Here is an 18550-nt window from a genome sequence, read left to right as displayed (position 1 = left end):
AGGCACCGCCGGGTTGTCACCCGGTGGTGTGTAAACGGCCGTCCCTGGGGTTATCAACATGTCCAAAGCCAAACGCGGCTGGCGGCAGGGGTTCACGCTCTATACAGCGCTCCTGCCCATGCTGCTGACGGTGGTGTTCGCCTATCTGGGCACCATCGCCTGGTCGCTCAAGATTTCGCTCACCGCCTCGCGCACCTTCCCGTCCGACCAGTTCGTCGGCTTGGCGCAGTACGTGCGGCTGTTCGCCAATGAACGCTGGCAGGTCTCGCTGGAGCACCTCGCCGTGTTCGGCCTGCTGTTCATCATCGCCTGCCTGGTCATCGGCTTTCTGCTCGCAGTCTTTATCGACCAGAACGTGCGCGGCGAGGGCATCCTCAGGGCCATCTTCCTCTACCCCTACGCCCTCTCCTTCGTGGCCACCGGCCTCGTGTGGCAATGGATGCTCAACCCCACCCTGGGCCTGCAGGAGACGGTACGCCAGCTCGGTTTTCCCAATTTCGAGTTCGACTGGTTGGTGAACCAGGACAAGGTGATCTACACCGTGGTCATCGCCAGTGTCTGGCAGGCTTCCGGCGTCGTCATGGCGCTCTTCCTGGCCGGCCTGCGCGGCGTGGATGAAGACATCTGGAAGGCCGCCCGCATCGACGGCATCCCGCGCTGGCGGGTGTATTTCTCCATCGTCCTGCCCATGCTGGCACCCACTTTCGCCACCGTCTTTGTGCTCTTGTGGGTAGCGGTGATCAAGCTCTACGACGCCGTGGTCGCCATGACCCAGGGCGGCCCGGGGGACGCCAGCGAGGTACCGGCCAAGTTCATCATGGACCACCTCTTCGGCCGCGCGAATATCGGCCTGGCCTCCGCCGGTTCCATCGTATTGCTGCTCTCGGTACTGGCCCTGCTGGCCCCCATTGCCTATGCGCGCAACCACGCCAAGGAGCGGGCATGAACGCCACCGCCACCACCCTTGCCACGCCCGCCGCCGCTGCGCGCAAGCGCCGCCACTACTCGCCAGTCCGGCTCGGTACCTATGCCTTCCTCTTGAGCGCGGCGATCTTCTTCCTGATGCCGCTCTACGTCATGCTCATCACCTCCTTCAAGAGCATGGACGAGATCCGCCTGGGCCATCTCTTCGGTCTGCCCGGCAGCCTCAATCTCGACGCCTGGCGCATCGCCTGGTCCTCGGCCTGCACCGGCCTCGCCTGCGAGGGCATACAGGGCGGCTTCTGGAATTCCATCAAGATCGTGCTGCCCAGCACCGTGCTGTCCATCTTCCTGGGCGCGCTCAATGGCTATGCGCTCTCCTTCTGGCGCGCGCGCGGGGCCAACCTCCTGTTCGGCGTCCTCATGCTCGGCGCCTTTATCCCGGTGCAGGTCATGATGTTCCCGCTGGTGCGGGTGCTGGCCAGCGTGGGCCTCTTCAGCTCCCTGCCCGGCATCGTGCTCATCCACACCATGTTCGGCATGCCGGTCATGACCCTCTTGTTCCGCAACTACTATGCCTCCATCCCGCTCGAGCTCTTCAAGGCGGCGCGCATCGACGGCGGCGGCTTCTGGCGCATCTTCCTGCAGCTCATGTTGCCCATGTCCACGCCCATGCTGATCGTGGCGGTCATCATGCAGGTCACCGGCATCTGGAACGACTACATCCTGGGCCTCGTGTTCGCCGGCCGCGACAACCTACCCATGACGGTACAGCTCAACAACATCATCAACACCACCACTGGCGAGCGGCTCTACAACGTGAACATGGCCGCCACCATCCTTACCTCGCTGGTGCCACTGTCCATCTATCTCGTATCCGGCCGCTGGTTCGTGCGGGGCATCGCCGCCGGCGCCGTCAAGGGTTGACCCATGTCCAAGGTATCCATCCAGCAACTGCAGATCACCCTCTCCGGCAATGCCATCATCCCGGCGCTGGACCTGGAAGTCGCCGAGGGCGAGTTCCTGGTCCTGCTCGGCCCCTCGGGCTGTGGCAAATCCACCCTCTTGCACAGCATCGCCGGCCTGATCGACGTCAGCGACGGCCGTATCGAGATCGGCGGCGAGGACATGACCTGGGCCGACCCCAAGGACCGCCATATCGGCATGGTGTTCCAGTCCTACGCCCTCTACCCGACCATGAATGTGGAACGCAACCTTGCCTTCGGCCTGCGCATCAATGGCACCGACAAGGCCGAGATCCAACGCCGGGTAGACCGCGCGGCGGAGATATTGCAGCTGGGCCCGCTACTGAAGCGCAAGCCTGCACAGCTATCAGGCGGCCAACGCCAGCGCGTGGCCATCGGCCGGGCCCTGGTGCGGCAGGCACGGGTCTTCCTGTTCGACGAACCGCTCTCCAACCTCGACGCCAAGCTGCGTGGCGAACTGCGGCGCGAGATCAAGCAACTGCACAAGCAGCTGCGCTCCACCATGATCTACGTCACCCACGACCAGGTGGAGGCCATGACCCTGGCGAACCGCATCGCGGTCATGAAGGACGGCCGCATCCAGCAGATCGGCGCCCCCGGCGAGGTCTACGCCCGCCCGGCCAACCGCTTCGTGGCCGGCTTTCTGGGCTCGCCGGGCATGAACTTCATCGAGGGCCAGCTGCAGCAGCAAGGCGACAGCTGGCACTTCCATGCCCCTGGGCTGGCCCTGCCGCTGGCCGGCTACGCCTTCCAGGGCACACCACAGCACGGCATGCCCGTTACCCTGGGTGTGCGGCCCGAGCACCTGCAACTGCGTCCCGGTGCCGGCTACCAGGCCCAGGTGACCCTGGTCGAGCCCATGGGCAACCATCAGGTGGTCTGGTTGCAACAGGGCCAGAGCCAATTGGCCGCCATGCTGGCAGAGGACTTGCCAGTCAGTGCCGACAGCCGGGTAGACTTCGGCATAGACCAGACCCGCATCTCGCTGTTCTCGGGCGACAACGGACAACGACTCTGAGCCTGGTATAAATCGTAAGTCATTGATTGATGCTGGAGGGTTGTGCAGGCGCCAGGGTGACCCTGGCGCTACGCAGCAGAGAAGCCTGAGACAGTCGGCTCTTTCCTGTTTTAATCCCCCCCTCCGCCCCGCCGTCGCGGGGAACCTCGCTGACGCTCGTCATTGTGTTGAATTAACTAAACCTTTTCACAATTCAGAATGCGCTTTCAGGGCTAGGGGAAACGGCAGTGGCCACCATCAAGGATGTAGCAAAGCTCGCCGGCGTGGGCGTAGGCACCGTCTCGCGCGTCCTCTCGGGCAAGGGTGCGGTATCAGCCCGCGCCACCGACAAGGTACGTAGTGCCATTGCCGAGCTGGACTTCCGCCCCTCCCATATCGGCCGTGCCCTCTCGGCCCGCTCCTTGGGCACCATCGGCGTATTCGTACCCGACTTTGGCGGCGCCTACTACGGCCCCATCCTGCGCGTACTGGACACCGAGCTGCGCAAGGTGGACCGCCATATGGTGGCGGTCAACGGTTGTGGCCACGGCGGCCCGCACGAGGAGGCACTTGAGGGCGTGGACTTCCTGATCCAGCGCCAGTGCGATGGCATCCTGGTGTTCAGCCACGAGATCAGCGACGCCGAGCTGGGCGAATTCAAGCGCCGCCAGCCCAACCTCGCCGTGGTCAACCGCGAGGTACCGCTGCTCGAGGAAGGCTGCTTTTTCATGGACCACCGCGGCGGCGGTCGACTGGCTGCCCGCGCCCTTCTGGAACACGGCCACCGCAAGCTGGCGGTGATCGCCGGCCCGGACCGCGCCACCGATAACCGCGAGCGTCTGGAAGGCTTCTACGCCGAGCTGGCCGAGCAAGGCATCGCACGCGAGTCAGTCCTGCATGTGACCGGCGACTTTTCCATGCCCAGCGGCTGGCAGTGCGCCCAGCAGCTATTGGCCATGGACAAACCCTTCACCGGCCTCTTCGCCGCCAACGACGAAATGGCCCTGGCAGCCATCTCCTGCCTGCAGGGCGTGGGCCTGCAGGTACCCGGCGATATCTCGGTGGTCGGCTACGACGATATCGACATGGCCGCCTACGCCTCCCCCCGCCTGAGCACCATCCACGCTCCACTACCGGAGCTGGTGCAAGGCAGCCTCAACTGGCTGCTCAACCGCTGCTATGGCATGAATTTGCCGGTGGAGCGCAGCTTTGAGCTGAGCTTGCGGATGCGGGATTCGGTGGCGCGCTTGCCATGTTAGGTGCCATCTAAACCCTGCTGGGCTGTGGCTGAAATCCGGTAACAACGAAACGCGGCACTATCGCAATTTAATGACAACCTTGCCTTTTGCACGGCCGCTTTCGACATAGGTGATCGCTTCGTTGGTCGACTCGAAAGGTAGGACGTTGTCAATGACAGGTCGGATCGCGCCGGTATCGATAAGGTGGCTGATTTCGCGCAATTGCGTTCCTTCTGCCCTCATGAAGACGAATGAATAGCTGGCACCGTGGGACTTTGCCTTCTTGCGGATGCGATAGCTCAACATACGCATGACCAGCCCCAGCAGCCATGGCAACCCCAACTCTCTCGCAAAGTCAGGATCCGGAGGCCCGGAGATCGAGATCAGACGTCCCCCTGGCTTGAGCACTTGGACCGATTTTTCGAGCACTTCCGCGCCAAGACTATTCAACACCACATCGTAGTCTCGGAGAACCGTCGAGAAGTCCTCCTTCGTGTAGTCGATAACAACGTCGGCGCCGAGGGCACGTACAAGCGCCTGGTTCTTTGTGCTGGTCGTTACGGCAACCTTGGCACCCAGATGTTTTGCCAATTGGATGGCGAAGGTGCCCACGCCCCCTGAGCCCGCATGGATCAGTACTTTCTGCCCCTTTTGCAAATTCGCTCTCTCGACCAGAACTTGCCATGCAGTCAAGCCAACCAGAGGTATGGATGCAGCCTCTTCCATGGACAAGGTCTTGGGTTTGATTGCCAGGTCCGCTTCGTTGACCGCAATGAGCTCTGCAAAGGTACCGATCTTGCTTTTATCCGGTCTCGCGTAAACCTCGTCGCCAGGCTTGAATCCACGCACGTTTACACCAACACGCATCACGACACCCGCCACATCGTTCCCGAGAATCAGCGGCAAACGGTATGGTAGAAGCATTTTGAACTCACCATCCCTGATCTTGGAGTCCAGCATATTTACACTCGTGGCATGGACTTGGACCAAGACCTCGTGCGGACCTGGCTCCGGGTCAGGCATCTCACGCAGCTGCAGAGGTTTACCTTTTCCGTACTGCGCTACAACGTAAGCCTTCATTGTGTCTGCTCCATGCCTTCATGGTGGGTTGAAGCAGTCGTTGCTGCCGGGGATGCATCGATTTGCCGGCACCCCTGCCCCTGATCCAGGCAGGCCAGTTCGACAGCCACCACGCTACTGCCTGGACGGGGAGGTAGCGTGCTGTCAAGGACGACCGAGGACTGCGGTTTCTTCGATGAGGCGCCATGTTCGTGAATCACGCCATACCCAAATACCGATAGCACGAGGGCAAAGACGGGAGCGGCAAAGATAACCATGCTTATCTCCAAATTGAATGTAGCGGCTGGCACGCGACCAGGGGCGCTTGATGCGTACACATCGGGATGGTCAGACGGGGAGTTCGTTGAACTTTCGCAAGCTCCTGTCGACGACGGATTCAGGAAGGAATCGTCGCAATGCACGGACCTGGCTGGCCTGTTTGCCTGCGGTGTAACGCCTTCTTGGCATCGCGGCCGTGGCAGCCAAAACCACAGCGTCCGCAACGATTTCTGGCGCATCTCCCGCATCCACCCATTTCCGCATCAACTGCTCCATACGATCGCGTACCACGTCGTAGACGGGGATTTGGCGGTCTGGCCGAATGATGTTTTCTTCAAATGAAGTCCGGGTAACACCAGGCTCGATCAACACAACCCGAATCCCTTGGGTTCGCAGCTCATGGTCAAGCGACTCAGAGTAGCCTTCGACGGCGTGCTTGGTGGCGGCGTAGAGGGCGTTGAAAGGGGCGGGAATCAGGCCCAATATTGAACTGACGTTGACGATCCGGCCTTGTCCCTGCTGGCGCATCAATGGCAGCACTGCGTTGCTTACCCGGATAACACCAAACACGTTCACATTAAACAAGGCTTGAGCCTGCTGCGTAGATGACTCTTCAGCACCACCAAGCAGGCCTACGCCCGCATTGTTGACCAGCAGGTCGATACGCCCGGCTTGATGCAGCACCTCTGCCATCATGCTCTGGACCGACGCATCGTCCGTCACATCGCAATTCAGCATGGTGACTCCGTCGACACCCTCGACAACTTCCTTGCGGCTGGTACCAAAAACACGATAACCCGCCTGCAACAAAGCCTGGGTCGTTGCACGTCCAATTCCTGACGACGCTCCCGTTACGAGCGCTACGCCCATTCCGATCTTAGTCATGGATCTCGTTTCCTATCTGTAGTGGCTGATTCAGCATGAAAGTGTTACTATCAATTCGATATCAACGTTACTACTAAATGAGTAGTAAGTCACTACTTAAATGATATGGACGACGAAAAATCTTCTGCCGCGGCCTGTCCCATCGCGCGCACCCTTGCTTTCTTGGGCGATGCCTGGAGCATGCTGATTCTTAGGGATGCCCATGCAGGGCTCACCCGCTTTGACCAGTTCCGCCAAAGTCTGGGCATTGCCCCCACGATCTTGACCAAACGGCTGGCTACGCTTACGGAGGAAGGGCTACTCGACAAACGCCGCTACTCGCAGCGACCACCCCGTGACGAGTACGTGCTGACAAGCGCGGGAAAGGACTTCCTGCCAGCACTCTTCATGATCGGCGCCTGGGGTCGCAAACACCGGGGGGAAGGAAAACTCACCCGCTTCTTCGATGCCGAAACCGGGACCGAGATTCAGCCGCTAGCCATCGATAAGGTGACCGGGGCGGAGATTGGAAGCCGACCCATACGGGTTGTCTTGCCGGACTGAAACACGGCCCAGACATATCAAGCCTCCCTGGTCCCCGTAGGCTGACCCGCCGGTCATTTCCCTCGCAACATCCGCCGTTAAGGTCCGCGGCCACATATGCATCGAACCGTGCCGGCAACGCACATGCCCGCTCGCAGGGCCAATCCCTTAAGGGCATTGCGCCATATGTGCGCCAGGGAATTCGATGTAATCCCTGTTCAAACCCCCCGCCACTGAGACATTCACTCGAGAAATTTCTGAAATCCATCTAATAAATTTCATGAATTAACCCCGTCAGCGCATGCTTCGCTCCAGCTACCGAGCCACCATTGAACGGCTCGATGGAATTGATCTTCGTATTTAAAATCAACCTACTGGAGCAAATCATGAACCTCTTCGCCCCCACCAAGATCGGCGCTATCGAAGTGCAGAACCGCATTGCCATGGCCCCGCTCACCCGTTCGCGGGCCGATATGGAAGGCGTGCAGACGCCCCTGGCCGTGGAGTACTACAGCCAGCGTGCCACTGCCGGCCTGATCATTGCCGAGGCCACCAATATCTCCCGCCAGGGTCGTGGCTATGCCTACACGCCGGGCATCTATACCGATGAACATGTGGCTGCCTGGAAGCGCGTGACTGACGCCGTGCATGCCAAAGGCGGCAAGATCGTGCTGCAGCTCTGGCATGTGGGCCGTATGTCGCATGTGAGCATGCAGGCAGACGGTATCGCCCCGGTGGCACCGTCTGCCATCCGCGCCGGCGGCAATGTCTTTACCGAGCAAGGCTTCGAAGCGCCCTCCATGCCGCGTGCGCTGGAGACCGGGGAGATCGCCGGCATCATCGATGACTACCGCCAGGCCGCTATCCGCGCCAAGCAGGCCGGTTTTGATGGGGTAGAAGTCCATGCCGCCAACGGCTACCTCTTGGAGCAGTTCTTGCGCGACAGCACCAACCAGCGCACCGACCAATACGGCGGCTCCATCGCCAACCGTGCCCGGCTGACGCTGGAAGTGACCGAGGCGGTGATCGAGGTCTGGGGTGCTGACCACGTGGGCCTGCGCCTCTCGCCGCTCTCCACCGCGATTGGCGATACCCCACTCGACAGCACGCCCATGGAGACCCACGGCTACCTGGTGAAGAAGCTGAGCGAGATGGGCCTCGCTTACCTGCACGTGGTGGAAGGCCAGCTGCATGACAGCGACGGCACCGACCTCTTCGATGTGAAGGCCCTGCGCGAACGCTTTACCGGCGCCTATATCGCCAACAATGGCTATAACCGTGAACGCGCTATTGATGCAACCGGCTCAGGCCACGCCAGCATGGTGGCCTTCGGCAAGCCCTTTATCGGCAACCCGGACCTGGTGGAACGCCTGCGCACCGAAGCCCCCTTGTTTGAAGCCCCGATGGCCGGCTTCTTCGGTGGCGGCGCCGAGGGCTACACGCAGTTCACGGGCCGTTGAGTCTGAACTAGCGGCGCAATACCTCTTGGGGTATTGCGCCGTTTTGTATCTCTATCGTCTGGCGCTCACCCGCCCGACACTTCCTTCGCCACCTCCGCCACCAGCCCCCGCAGCCACATATGTACCGGGTCGGTGCGGTAGCGCACATGCCAGGCCATCTCTACCGGGAAGGTGCCCAGCTCCACCGGCGAGGGCACGATCTTGAGCCGGGTGTCGCCCGCCAGCCGCCGGCAGATCAGGCAGGGCAAGGTGGCGCAGTAGTCGGTTGCCGCCACCAGCTCCGGCGTGGCCAAAAAGTGCGTGACCGACACTGCCACTTCGCGCCGCAAGCCGTGCCGCGCTAGGGTCTGCGCCAGGCCTACCCGTAGCCGCCCTGCCGGCAGCACATTCACATGCTTGAGCTGCTCGAACTGCTGCTTGCTCATGCGCTTGCCCACCGTGGGGTGGTCGGCGCGCACCACGCAGGCCAGGCTGTCGTCCATCACGTGCTGTACCACCAGGTTATCCGGCGGGTCGCTAATGCGGCCCAGCACCATGGCGGTGGTGCCCGATATCACGCCGGTCTCGGCCAGATCGGTGGCAAAGGGTGTAAGCCTGAGCCGTATGCCAGGTGCCAGCTCGCGCAGCCTGGCCACGATGGCCGGCACCATCACAAATTCCACATAGCTGTTCACCGCAATGGTGACTAGCAGCTTGGCCTGCGCCGGGTCGAACTCCTGTTGCCCCAGCACCACCTCATCCAGCCTCGCCAGCGCCTCGGCAATCACCGGCGCCAGCTCCTCGGCCTTTTGCGTGGGCTGCATGCCATAGCGCTCGCGTATGAACAGCGGGTCGCGCATCACGGTACGCAAGCGGGCCAACGAGTTGGACAGCGCCGGCTGGGTGATGCCCAGCCGCTCGGCCGCACGGGTCACATTGCGCTCTTCCATCAGGGCAACAAAGACAGGTAGCAGGTTCAGGTCGTACCGCATGGGGGTGCTCTCTGTAGGGGGCAGGCAAATACGGCGTGGCGTGAATTCTATTCACCAGACATTCATAACACGAATGTCTTGAATCCATTGAATAAATTACAGGAATGGCACCCTGGGCGCGCATGATCTCGCTATCGAGAACGGCAAGACACCGCTCCTCCCTGGCGAATCAACCATTAAAAGGAACCCATCATGGCACTCAAAGACCTTCTCCCCGGCAAGCTCGGCTTCGGTACCGCCCCTCTGGGCAATATGTTCCGCGACATCCCCGAGGCCGAAGCCTTGGCCACGGTAGAAGCCGCCTGGAACGACGGCATCCGCTACTTCGACAACGCCCCCTTCTATGGCGCCGGCCTCGCCGAGATCCGCATGGGTGAGGCGCTGGCCAGCAAGCCACGTAGCGACTATGTGATCAGCACCAAGGTCGGCCGACTGATCCTCGATGAGGTCGAGGATGTCAGCGCCCGCGACCTCGGGGAAAAGGGCGACGTGTTCAAGTACGGCCGCCCTAACAAGATCGTCAACGACTACTCGGCCGACGCCACCCTGCGCTCGATCGAGGACAGTCTCAAGCGGCTCAAGACCGACCATATCGAGATTGTCTGGGTGCACGATGTGGCGCAGGACTTCTACGGTGACGAATGGCTCAGCGTGTTCGAAAGCGCCCGCAAGGGTGCCTTCAAGGTGCTGGACCAGCTGCGCGACGAAGGCGTGATCAAGGCCTGGGGTTTGGGCGTGAATCGCGTCGAGCCGATCGAGACCCTGCTGGCGCTGGAAAACAACCGCCCGGACGGCTTCCTCCTCGCCGGCCGTTACACCCTGCTGGACCACGAGCGCGCCCTGCAGCGTGTTATGCCGGCTGTGGCCGAGCGTGGCCTGGGCATCGTCGTCGGCGGCCCCTACAGCTCCGGCGCCCTGGTGGGCGGCCCCAATTTCGAGTACGCCCCGGCCACACCGCAGATCCTGGCCAAGGTCGCCAAGATCAAGGCGATTGCCGACCGCTACGGCATCAGCATGAAGGCCGCAGGCCTGCAGTTCGCCCTGGCCAACCCGGCCGTGGCCGCGGTCATCCCCGGTGCCAGCAAGCCCGGCCGCATTGCCGAGGACCGCGCCGCGCTGAACGAGCTGGTCCCGGCCGACTTCTGGCGCGAGCTGCGCGCCGCCGAGCTGGTCCACCCCGCCGCACCGCTGCCTATCGCCGGTTGATCGACGCCTAGGCAAGCAAACGGCGCAAGCCCGCAAGAGTTTGCGCCGTTTTCATTGCAGGCCAGTTGGGACTACCCGTTCTTTACTGCGCCTTACCCGCCGCCTGGCGCTGCTCTGCTTCCAGCCGGAGCTGGTGCACCGTGGCAAACACCAGCGGCCTGGCCTCTTCGCAGCTCAGTTTGCCCAGGGCCTGGATATCCCGCGTCTTGCCAAGCTCACGAGCAACCAGATAGCCCAGGTAATAACCTCGCCGCGGGATCAGGCCGGTGTCATCCTTGCCGAACTGAAATAGCGGCGCGGCGTATTTGACATCGGTACTGGCCAAAATCGATTCAAGTTGAGCGAACGATGCCGCCAGCTTCTCATCCGTCCGGGCAACCAGGCCCTCCGGCATATCCAGCAGCATCTCCTTCAGGCTGGCATCCGGGTTCAACACCTTGGAAACATGCACCGCCAGCCCTTCAATCCAAAGCGGCTCCCACACACCACTCTGGGCGCAATCTCCAAAGGACTTCTGATGGTAGGTATGGAAGAGCTCATGGTGAAAGAAGGCCGCCTCGTTGCTGGTACCGTGGTAGCGCACCATCCCGTCCACACCAAAGATCAGGTATTGCTTACCCTTGAATTCGCGCGTGCCGCCGTCCATCTCACCCAGCGAGTGCAGCAACCAGGTCTCCCCACTGGGCCGGTAGTCCGGGAAGGCGGCGGTAAAGCTGGCGATATGCCGTGGCAGGTCCTGGTCAAACTGGGTCAGCTTGGCAAGGTAGGCCTCCCGCAGTGGGCCGAACTTCTCGATAGCATTGGCGATACGCTTGTCCTGCTCAGCCTCGGTGACCGCTCCCGCATAGCGCTCTACCCCGTAGAACTCGGGAAAGCGAACGGCAATGTCGGTCTTGAAGCGCGCTACCCGCTGCTCGCTGGGGAGATCCTTGCTCGCATCCCAAAGATCGACAAACTGCCGTGCCAGCTTCTTGACCTCCAGCACCGGCACCGGCTGCGCCCCCCGCTGTGGCAGATTGTCTGCCGCAGCGGCGACCAGCGCCGCCAGACCCAGCATGGCAACTCGAATTCCTTGCATCGACTCCCCCTCTTGCGTGCTTTTATTGGCGAGCCGGCACCATAGCGGACCACACCGTCAGAGGGAAGCCGTGTGCACAGCAAGGTAGCAGGCGTGGTCAAATTGCCGCATAGGGCATCGCCTGCTTGCTACTTACCGGGCTGCATCCGGGTGCAAATGCAGCGCCAGCCACATCGCGCCGTGTGAAGTACTGAGCACCATGTGCGGCGTTTTCGCGGGCAGAAAGACATAGTCTCCGGCCTTGAGCGCTTTCTGCTCACCCGCAATATCGAGCACCGCTTCACCCTGCACCAGCAGCACCCACTCGTCCTGTTCCTGCACATACTGGCTGGGGGTGATATCGCTGGAGCTGATGATGCGCTCCACCACCAGATTGCGATGCGCAAGCAGCACGTCAAAGCGTTCGCCGTTTACGGGTACACCCGCGTCATCAAAGAGGTTGCCTACGCTCATGCTTGCTCCTGCCTGGCCAGAATATCCCGCCGGAATTGGCGTCTTGCCACCATCTTGCCTACCGTTGAGTATCAGGGGAACTCCCTCGCCGCCAGCCACCTAAAGTAGATACCTGACGCAATGCTATAGACCCATGTCCGCCAACAGCCTCGCCCTCCCCGTCCGCGAAGTCCCGGCCGATGCCCCACCGCTCCCCCATGGACTGCTGCAGCGCCTGGCTGGTTTTCGATGGACGCGCAATCTGGTAGGGCAGGCTGGTGCAACGGTCTACCGCCTTGCCAAAGCGGGCGAGGCCGATCTTTATCTCAAGTACGCTTCAGCTGAATCCGTCAGCCAGCTGATCGACGAGATGACCCGGCTGCGCTGGTTATCCGGTTTGCTACCGGCCGCGATGCTGGAGTACTTCGAATGGACGGACAACGAGGCGTGGCTGCCCACCCGTGCCCTACCGGGCCGTACCGCCTACCAATGGCTGACCGAGGCACCAGAGCGCAGCGAGGCGGTCGTCACCGCCCTGGCCCAGTGCCTGCAAAGCCTGCATCTGCTGCCGCCTGAACAATGCCCCTACCATGCCCACCATAGCGGCCGGCTGGCCGAGGCGCGCCGCCGTATCGATGCGGAAGAGGTGGATGTCGACGACTTCGACGAGGAACGCGCCGGCTGGACAGCCGAGCAAGTCTGGCAGGCCATGACCCAGTACCTGCCGCTGATCCCGGACCCGGTAGTCAGCCACGGCGACTATTCGCTGGACAATATCCTGCTCGATGAACACGGCCAGATCACCGGCCTGATCGACCTGGGTCGCCTGGGGGTGGCGGACCGCTACCAGGACCTGGCCATCCTCTGGAACTGCCTGGCCGAATTCGGCCCCGAGCTACAGCAGACCTTCTTCAAGGCCTACGGCCTGGCCGAGCCGGACGAAGGCAAGCTGACTTTTCATCTGTGCCTTGACGAGTGCTTCTGAATGAAAACGGCCCCCGCCTCCAGCATGGAGGCAGGGGCCGTATCAAGGCAGCAGCAGCTTAACCGCGCTTGGGTATATCCAGGCCCTTCACCACCGCCGGTCGTGCCACGAAAGCCTCCAGCACGCGGTTCACGTTCTTGAACTTGCTGAACTCCACCAGCTCGCCGGCTTCGTAGAAGCCCACCAGATTGCGCACCCAGGGGAAGATGGCGATGTCGGCGATGGTGTATTCGTCGCCCATCACCCAGTTGCGGCCTTCCAGGCGTTGGTCCAGTACGGCCAGCAGGCGCTTGGATTCATCGAGGTAGCGCTGCAGCGGGCGCTTGTCCTCGTATTCCTTGCCGGCGAACTTATGGAAGAAGCCCACCTGGCCGAACATGGGGCCGATGCCACCCATCTGGAACATCACCCACTGTATGGTTTCGTAACGCTTGGCGGCGTCGGAAGGGATGAGCTTGCCGGTCTTCTCGGCCAGATAGATCAGGATGGCGCCCGATTCGAACAGCGGCAGCGGCTGGCCACCAGGGCCGTTCGGGTCGATGATGGCGGGGATCTTGTTGTTCGGGTTCAGTGACAGGAATTCGGGGCTGAGCTGGTCGTTGGTACCAAAGCTCACCAAGTGCGGCTCATACGCGAGGCCCAGTTCTTCCAGCGCGATGGATACCTTCACGCCATTGGGCGTGGGCAACGAATACAGTTGCAGCCGCTCGGGGTGCTGGGCGGGCCATTTCTGGTGGATAGGGAAGTCGGCGAGCTGGGTCATGGGGTTTCCTTGGCTGGGTAGGCACCGGGCCCGCTTTAGCGGCGGGCCTATCCTGCTTACGTGGTGGTGCTTTGCATAATTGCAAGCCAGGCAGGCATCAGTATTTGCCGGCCCAGAACAAGAGCTGCCCCTGCCAGGCCAAGATTGCCGCGGCAAGCCCTGCCAGCCACACCAGTGCATGATGGGCACGTTGCCAGCCGGTACCCGCGGTACGCCAGACCGCCAGTTGCGCACGAGCCAGCGGCAGCAGCATCAGGAGTGCCAGCCAAGCCGCCAGCTGCATGGCCCTGAGCACCAGCTGCAGACGGGAGTCCTGCAGCAGGCCGGCGCTCTGCCAGCAGAGCCCGCCCACCGCCAGGATGGCCCACGGGAGCACCGTAAGCAGTGCCGAACCGCGCGCCAACCACTGTGCCTGCCGCAGATCCGGCGGCAATACCCGGCTGCGGCCTGCATAACGGCGCAGGGCAGCCCCGGCGGGCCAGCCCAGCAGAGCCAGCAAGGCCACCGCCATCGCCCCACCCAGGACCCAGCGCCACAAGGCCATATCCTGGTACCACAGCACGCGCTCCAGCACCTGCATCCCTACCGTCCCACCCATGCGCCAACGTCCCTGCCCGTCCTGCTGGAAGTAAAGCTGGCGCGAACTGTCGTCGCCGTTCTGCCATACGCCTGCACCGCGTGGGCGGAAGACGATGGGCTTGCCATTGGGCCAGCGTGCTTGGTCCATGGTCAGCGTACCGTCTGCCGCCTGGCTCACCTGCACCTGGCTCAACAAGCTCAAGAGATACATGGGGCTGTGCTCATTGCGGCGGGTGTCGAGGTAGTTGCCGGCCAACCAGGGCATGGGTCCGGTATCCGCCTTCACCGCCGTCGGCGCGGATGGAAAGTAGCGCGCCATAAAGCGACGGAAGAACGCATCGCGCAACACCCGCTCGCCATTGCTGTTCTGCACGATGAATACGCCCACTCGCTGCTCGGGCAAGAGGTAGAGCCCACTGTGGAACCACATGGTATCGCCACCGTGGCTGATCACCCGCTGCCCAAACCCCGCCACCTCCCAGTAGCCCAGTGTCATGGCCGGCCCTTGCGGGTGCAAGTGCCAGGTAGGCGCCTGCATCTGCACCAGCGAGGCCGGCTGCAGAATACGTGGCCCCGCAGTCAGCCCACCGCTCAGTTCCGCCTGCATGAAGCGCGCAATATCGCCGGCGGTGGCCGACGCACTGCCGGCCGGCGCCACCCGGATAAGCTCGAAGGGCTGGGCTGCCTCGCTACCCATGCCGTAACCGCTGGCCATGGCAGCTGCCAGTTCATGGGGCAAGGGCTGGCGAAGGCTGGTGTGGTGCATGCCCAAGGGGTTGAGTAGGCGCTGGGCCACGTAGTCGTCAAAACTCAGCCCGCTGCGCCGGGCAACGATATAGGCCGCCAGCGTGGCGCCGTAGTTGGAATACGCCACGGTGCTGCCGGCCGGGTAACGCTGCAGCGGCACATGATTGACCACGTAGTCGCGCAGATCCAGGCTGGAGCCAGGCATGGCCCACATGTCCTGCAGCGTCTCCTCAAAGCCGGCCGTATGCGTCATCAGCTGGCGCAGGGTCAATGGCTTGTCGTCGCGCTTGGGCAAGGGGAAGTCGAGGTAGCCCTGTACGTCGGTGTCCAGGTCCAGTTGCCCCTGCTCCACCAGTTGCAGCACCGCAGTCCAGACAAAGAGCTTGGAGATGGAGCCAATGCGGAACAGCGTCTCATCCGCCACCACCGGCGTCTTGCGTTCACGGTCGGCGTAACCATAGCCGCGCGCCAGAAGCAGCTTGCCGTCCTTGACCACGGCCACCGCCATACCGGCAATATCGGCCCGCTCCATCTCGATCGGCAGATAACCGTCGACAAAAGCGCCGAGATCGGCAGCATCCAGCCGCTGCGCGGCGGCTGCCGCCTGCGCCACATTTCCCGCCAGCAGGCCGGCCGCCACTGCCAGGCCCAGCAGCACACGGGTCTGTCCCCACATCCATTTCCTCATGTCCACTCCCCCTCTTGCGGCCGCTCAAGCGGCTCAGGATGCCAATTGCAGTGTCGTGGTGGTCTTGTATTCCTGCTTCTCACCCGCACCGGAGGACGACCCCTTCTCGTCCTTGCGCAGCAGCACCAGGCGGTCGCCCACAACGGCGTAACGGCGCTCCTCGTCCGAGCGCTGCTCGAAGCTGATCACCACAAAGGCCCGGCCCGATGCATTCACGTGCAGACTGCTGGCCAAAGGGGTGCCATCGTTGGCAATCCAGATATCCAGGGTGGTATCGAACTTGCGCACGTATTTACGTGCCTCTTCAGAGAGCTTTTCCAGCGGCATCTCAAAACTCAGCTTGCGGGCCGGCTTGCCGTTGTAGCTATCGGCAGCCTCGGTCTTGAACACCGCGTCTTCCAGCTCGCGGCTCAGCGCCGCCGCCGCGGTGGTCATATTGCGCAGCTCTCTGTTGCCTACCTCACCCAAGGCATACAGGGTCGGTGTCTTGGCCTTCTTGTCCTTGCTCTTGGCGCGGTCCTCGGCATCCGCCCGCGCCAGGAGCTCCTTGCCGTACAGCACCTGCAGACCGCGGGCGCTTTCTTCAATATTGAAGTTGGCCTGGCCCTGCTTCTCCTGCGCGTCCTTACCGTCGCCCGTCTTGCGCCAGGATTTCACCTCCAAAGCCCCGCTCACCGGGGCCTGCCCCTGCAGGCGGGCCAAGGCACCCTTGAGGTCGGCCAGGCCATCGGCATGGCTGGTCAGCGAAGCGCACAGCAAAAGGCTAGCGGCAGGTAGGGACAGCGAGAGGCGAATGGGCAACACGTCACACCTTTATGGTCGATAGTGGGATAGATACAGCCAGACTGTGACGGCCAGTCTAGGAAACGGTTTCCCAAGCCACAACCAAGGCCGCGACAGAATGGACCGCCAATGGCACCAAACGCAGCAAAGGGCGACGAAATGCACCGCCTTCACACGACGCAAACCTGGTGCGCCCGGTGAGCGATGTGCGCAAAGGCGGTGCAAAGAGCGCGGTGTAATACCCGAGCGGCATGCACTGGCTCGGTTGCAAGGACAGGGTGCGGAACTTGCTTGCCGGGCCTGGTGCAGTACCCCGCCCAGCATTAAAAGAGGGAAAGCGATGGACAGCCTGCCACCGACCATCATCGATATCGAAGCTTCCGGCTTCGGCCCCGCCAGCTACCCTATCGAGGTGGGCTGTGTGTTGCCCGACGGCGAGAGCTACTGCACCCTGATCCAGCCCGAACCCGGCTGGCAATATTGGGACGACCGTGCCGAGGCGCTGCACGGCATCCAGCGCGACCTGCTGCTGCGCTGCGGCCGCAGCCCTCAGACGGTGGCCCAGGCGCTCAACGACAAACTACTCGGGCGCACGGTCTATACCGATTCCTGGTACCACGACTACACCTGGCTCAGCCGCCTCTTCGACGCCGCCGACACCTCGCCCCACTTCAATCTGCAGGACCTGCGCCTACTGCTGGCGCGCACCGATACCAGCCACTGGGATGCTGCCCGCCAGGCCGTGACCGAAGAGCTGCAACTCTCCCGCCACCGCGCCAGCAACGACGCGCGCATCCTGCAGTACACGGTAATGCGGGTAGTGCAACAGGACTGAACCGTGCCGCGGCCAACTGGACAGCGGAAATAGAATAAAGAACCGGCCTTCATCCGTTTGGGTGATGACAGAGTTTTGCCATTCAAGGCAGGCTGTAGCCTGGTAGCCTCCCTTGCTTCCCTGCCGACATACCCCTGCCGGGCGCCTGGCTGATTGAACGGTGCATTGTCCAAGCATCGGACTGCGTGGGATCCAAGGAGGCGGAATAGCGCATTGCATCCTAATCTGCTCTCAAATCATCCCATATTGCCCCGGCAACTTCGGGTCAGGAGCGTGTCATGCCCAAAGCGCCATTGCAGCATCGTCACATCACCCCACCCACTCAAGTGGCACAGCGCAAAAATGGCCAGCTCGCGGCAGCGGTCCACTTGCCGCTAGCCCAGTTGACCGCCATGGCCGAACGCAGCTCACAGGTCGAAAAATCGGCACAGCTCGCCACCATCGCAAAACGGAGTTCGCAGGTACGGAATCTGACCCAGATGGCAGAGATGGCCAACGATGCCAACACCGTATCGCATGGTGCACGCACGCCCAATCGAACCGGCCTGCCGGACCAGCTCAAATCCGGCGTGGAGTCACTCTCCGGCATGTCGCTGGACAACGTACGCGTGCACTACAACTCATCCCAGCCGGCCCAATTGAACGCCCACGCCTATGCCCAGGGTACCGACATCCACCTCGCCCCCGGCCAGGAAAAGCATCTGCCGCACGAGGCTTGGCACGTGGTGCAGCAGGCCCAGGGCCGGGTCAAACCGACCATGCAGATGAAAACCGGCGTGCCGGTAAACGACGACATCGGGCTGGAGCGCGAAGCCGACGTGATGGGGGCGAAGGCGCTGCAGGGCGGCTTGCCCGCGCCCGCAAAACATGAGCCCATATCGCTCTCGGGATCGGTGATGCAGGGCGTGCTCTATACCACCTTCACGAAACATGTATCACAGAAAGGCAAGTTCCTAGGTGATCCCGCCGCCTACCATATCCACGATGTGGGCGGCGTAATGCACTTCAAATACGGGACCGATGACCATTCTCGGGAAAATTTTGGCGACGGTGGCTGGAAATTTGTCTCAGGCCTGGAAAAGGCCATCGAAACCTGCAGCAGCTACGACCATGGAACGGGCAGCGATGTGGGCAAG

At 62.2% G+C, this 18550-nt stretch carries 19 protein-coding genes; 10 read left to right on the top strand and 9 right to left on the bottom strand.

Annotated elements, in window-relative coordinates; genetic code table 11:
* Positions 1 to 58: 58 nt before the first annotated feature.
* The 4 genes from VIM95_RS00985 (at position 59) to VIM95_RS00970 (ending at position 4163) form a co-directional block, all read left to right on the top strand.
* Positions 59 to 946 carry a sugar ABC transporter permease gene (locus VIM95_RS00985; RefSeq protein WP_331981756.1) on the top strand — a complete coding sequence of 296 codons (888 nt, stop codon included), beginning with the start codon at positions 59 to 61 and terminating at the stop codon, positions 944 to 946.
* A complete protein-coding gene (locus VIM95_RS00980; RefSeq protein WP_331981753.1) occupies positions 943 to 1848 on the top strand; it encodes a carbohydrate ABC transporter permease in 906 nt (301 codons plus the stop codon). Before VIM95_RS00985 ends, VIM95_RS00980 begins: the two co-directional genes overlap by 4 nt.
* 3 nt (positions 1849 to 1851) lie before the next feature.
* Entirely contained in the window at positions 1852 to 2925 is a 1074-nt protein-coding gene (locus VIM95_RS00975) for a sn-glycerol-3-phosphate ABC transporter ATP-binding protein UgpC (RefSeq protein WP_331981750.1), read from the top strand.
* A 227-nt stretch (positions 2926 to 3152) separates the two neighbouring features.
* Positions 3153 to 4163 carry a LacI family DNA-binding transcriptional regulator gene (locus VIM95_RS00970; RefSeq protein ID WP_331981747.1) on the top strand — a complete coding sequence of 337 codons (1011 nt, stop codon included), beginning with the start codon at positions 3153 to 3155 and terminating at the stop codon, positions 4161 to 4163.
* 57 nt (positions 4164 to 4220) lie between these two features.
* Here the strand turns inward: VIM95_RS00970 and VIM95_RS00965 are convergent, their stop codons facing one another.
* From VIM95_RS00965 to VIM95_RS00955, 3 genes are all read right to left on the bottom strand, one after another.
* On the bottom strand, positions 4221 to 5165 hold the full coding sequence (locus VIM95_RS00965) for an NADP-dependent oxidoreductase (protein WP_331981823.1): 945 nt from the start codon (positions 5163 to 5165) through the stop codon (positions 4221 to 4223).
* A 53-nt stretch (positions 5166 to 5218) separates the two neighbouring features.
* Positions 5219 to 5479 carry a hypothetical protein gene (locus tag VIM95_RS00960; RefSeq protein ID WP_331981744.1) on the bottom strand — a complete coding sequence of 87 codons (261 nt, stop codon included), beginning with the start codon at positions 5477 to 5479 and terminating at the stop codon, positions 5219 to 5221.
* A gap of 70 nt (positions 5480 to 5549) precedes the next feature.
* Entirely contained in the window at positions 5550 to 6365 is an 816-nt protein-coding gene (locus tag VIM95_RS00955; protein ID WP_331981741.1) for an oxidoreductase, read from the bottom strand.
* A 105-nt stretch (positions 6366 to 6470) separates the two neighbouring features.
* On the opposite strand from VIM95_RS00955, the gene VIM95_RS00950 reads away from it, so the two are divergent.
* Positions 6471 to 6908 carry a helix-turn-helix domain-containing protein gene (locus VIM95_RS00950; RefSeq protein WP_331981738.1) on the top strand — a complete coding sequence of 146 codons (438 nt, stop codon included), beginning with the start codon at positions 6471 to 6473 and terminating at the stop codon, positions 6906 to 6908.
* Positions 6909 to 7270: 362 nt separating this feature from the next.
* Entirely contained in the window at positions 7271 to 8347 is a 1077-nt protein-coding gene (locus tag VIM95_RS00945; protein ID WP_422653319.1) for an alkene reductase, read from the top strand.
* 65 nt (positions 8348 to 8412) lie between these two features.
* On the opposite strand, the gene VIM95_RS00940 is transcribed toward VIM95_RS00945, so the two are convergent.
* Positions 8413 to 9318 carry a LysR family transcriptional regulator gene (locus tag VIM95_RS00940; RefSeq protein WP_331981731.1) on the bottom strand — a complete coding sequence of 302 codons (906 nt, stop codon included), beginning with the start codon at positions 9316 to 9318 and terminating at the stop codon, positions 8413 to 8415.
* A 192-nt stretch (positions 9319 to 9510) separates the two neighbouring features.
* Here VIM95_RS00940 and VIM95_RS00935 point away from each other — a divergent pair, with 192 nt between their 5' ends.
* A complete protein-coding gene (locus tag VIM95_RS00935) occupies positions 9511 to 10524 on the top strand; it encodes an aldo/keto reductase (RefSeq protein ID WP_331981728.1) in 1014 nt (337 codons plus the stop codon).
* Between the two features lie 82 nt (positions 10525 to 10606).
* Here the strand turns inward: VIM95_RS00935 and VIM95_RS00930 are convergent, their stop codons facing one another.
* A complete protein-coding gene (locus tag VIM95_RS00930; RefSeq protein ID WP_331981725.1) occupies positions 10607 to 11602 on the bottom strand; it encodes a hypothetical protein in 996 nt (331 codons plus the stop codon).
* 132 nt (positions 11603 to 11734) lie between these two features.
* Positions 11735 to 12055, bottom strand: a complete 321-nt coding sequence (locus VIM95_RS00925) for a cupin domain-containing protein (protein WP_331981722.1) — start codon at positions 12053 to 12055, stop codon at positions 11735 to 11737.
* Positions 12056 to 12188: 133 nt separating this feature from the next.
* Between VIM95_RS00925 and VIM95_RS00920 the strand changes: the two genes are divergently transcribed.
* Entirely contained in the window at positions 12189 to 13019 is an 831-nt protein-coding gene (locus VIM95_RS00920) for an APH(3') family aminoglycoside O-phosphotransferase (protein WP_331981719.1), read from the top strand.
* Between the two features lie 58 nt (positions 13020 to 13077).
* Here the strand turns inward: VIM95_RS00920 and VIM95_RS00915 are convergent, their stop codons facing one another.
* From VIM95_RS00915 to VIM95_RS00905, 3 genes are all read right to left on the bottom strand, one after another.
* Positions 13078 to 13782 carry a glutathione S-transferase N-terminal domain-containing protein gene (locus VIM95_RS00915; protein ID WP_331981716.1) on the bottom strand — a complete coding sequence of 235 codons (705 nt, stop codon included), beginning with the start codon at positions 13780 to 13782 and terminating at the stop codon, positions 13078 to 13080.
* A gap of 97 nt (positions 13783 to 13879) precedes the next feature.
* A complete protein-coding gene (locus VIM95_RS00910) occupies positions 13880 to 15796 on the bottom strand; it encodes a serine hydrolase domain-containing protein (RefSeq protein WP_331981713.1) in 1917 nt (638 codons plus the stop codon).
* A 33-nt stretch (positions 15797 to 15829) separates the two neighbouring features.
* Positions 15830 to 16600: a hypothetical protein gene (locus tag VIM95_RS00905; protein WP_331981711.1), complete on the bottom strand. Its 771-nt coding sequence runs from the start codon at positions 16598 to 16600 to the stop codon at positions 15830 to 15832.
* Positions 16601 to 16919: 319 nt separating this feature from the next.
* On the opposite strand from VIM95_RS00905, the gene VIM95_RS00900 reads away from it, so the two are divergent.
* Together VIM95_RS00900 and VIM95_RS00895 are read left to right on the top strand one after the other, a co-directional pair.
* On the top strand, positions 16920 to 17414 hold the full coding sequence (locus tag VIM95_RS00900) for a hypothetical protein (RefSeq protein WP_331981708.1): 495 nt from the start codon (positions 16920 to 16922) through the stop codon (positions 17412 to 17414).
* A gap of 392 nt (positions 17415 to 17806) precedes the next feature.
* Positions 17807 to 18550: DUF4157 domain-containing protein (locus VIM95_RS00895; RefSeq protein ID WP_331981705.1), on the top strand; the 744-nt coding region annotated here is incomplete at its 3' end.

The organism is Chitinimonas sp. (assembly GCF_036568685.1).
Classification (GTDB): Bacteria; Pseudomonadota; Gammaproteobacteria; order Burkholderiales; family Chitinimonadaceae; genus Chitinimonas.
This window is presented reverse-complemented; position numbering and strand designations above follow the sequence as displayed.

What these genes read in the sequence shown, in the direction of transcription:
- VIM95_RS00930 (WP_331981725.1), bottom strand. Translation starts at nt 11,602, where the DNA reads ATGCAAGGAATTCGAGTTGCCATGCTGGGTCTGGCGGCGCTGGTCGCC.
- VIM95_RS00900 (WP_331981708.1), top strand. Translation starts at nt 16,920, where the DNA reads ATGGACAGCCTGCCACCGACCATCATCGATATCGAAGCTTCCGGCTTC.
- VIM95_RS00955 (WP_331981741.1), bottom strand. Translation starts at nt 6,365, where the DNA reads ATGACTAAGATCGGAATGGGCGTAGCGCTCGTAACGGGAGCGTCGTCA.
- VIM95_RS00910 (WP_331981713.1), bottom strand. Translation starts at nt 15,796, where the DNA reads ATGAGGAAATGGATGTGGGGACAGACCCGTGTGCTGCTGGGCCTGGCA.
- VIM95_RS00920 (WP_331981719.1), top strand. Translation starts at nt 12,189, where the DNA reads ATGTCCGCCAACAGCCTCGCCCTCCCCGTCCGCGAAGTCCCGGCCGAT.
- VIM95_RS00975 (WP_331981750.1), top strand. Translation starts at nt 1,852, where the DNA reads ATGTCCAAGGTATCCATCCAGCAACTGCAGATCACCCTCTCCGGCAAT.
- VIM95_RS00950 (WP_331981738.1), top strand. Translation starts at nt 6,471, where the DNA reads ATGGACGACGAAAAATCTTCTGCCGCGGCCTGTCCCATCGCGCGCACC.
- VIM95_RS00940 (WP_331981731.1), bottom strand. Translation starts at nt 9,318, where the DNA reads ATGCGGTACGACCTGAACCTGCTACCTGTCTTTGTTGCCCTGATGGAA.
- VIM95_RS00980 (WP_331981753.1), top strand. Translation starts at nt 943, where the DNA reads ATGAACGCCACCGCCACCACCCTTGCCACGCCCGCCGCCGCTGCGCGC.
- VIM95_RS00915 (WP_331981716.1), bottom strand. Translation starts at nt 13,782, where the DNA reads ATGACCCAGCTCGCCGACTTCCCTATCCACCAGAAATGGCCCGCCCAG.
- VIM95_RS00965 (WP_331981823.1), bottom strand. Translation starts at nt 5,165, where the DNA reads ATGCCTGACCCGGAGCCAGGTCCGCACGAGGTCTTGGTCCAAGTCCAT.
- VIM95_RS00960 (WP_331981744.1), bottom strand. Translation starts at nt 5,479, where the DNA reads ATGGTTATCTTTGCCGCTCCCGTCTTTGCCCTCGTGCTATCGGTATTT.
- VIM95_RS00935 (WP_331981728.1), top strand. Translation starts at nt 9,511, where the DNA reads ATGGCACTCAAAGACCTTCTCCCCGGCAAGCTCGGCTTCGGTACCGCC.
- VIM95_RS00925 (WP_331981722.1), bottom strand. Translation starts at nt 12,055, where the DNA reads ATGAGCGTAGGCAACCTCTTTGATGACGCGGGTGTACCCGTAAACGGC.
- VIM95_RS00985 (WP_331981756.1), top strand. Translation starts at nt 59, where the DNA reads ATGTCCAAAGCCAAACGCGGCTGGCGGCAGGGGTTCACGCTCTATACA.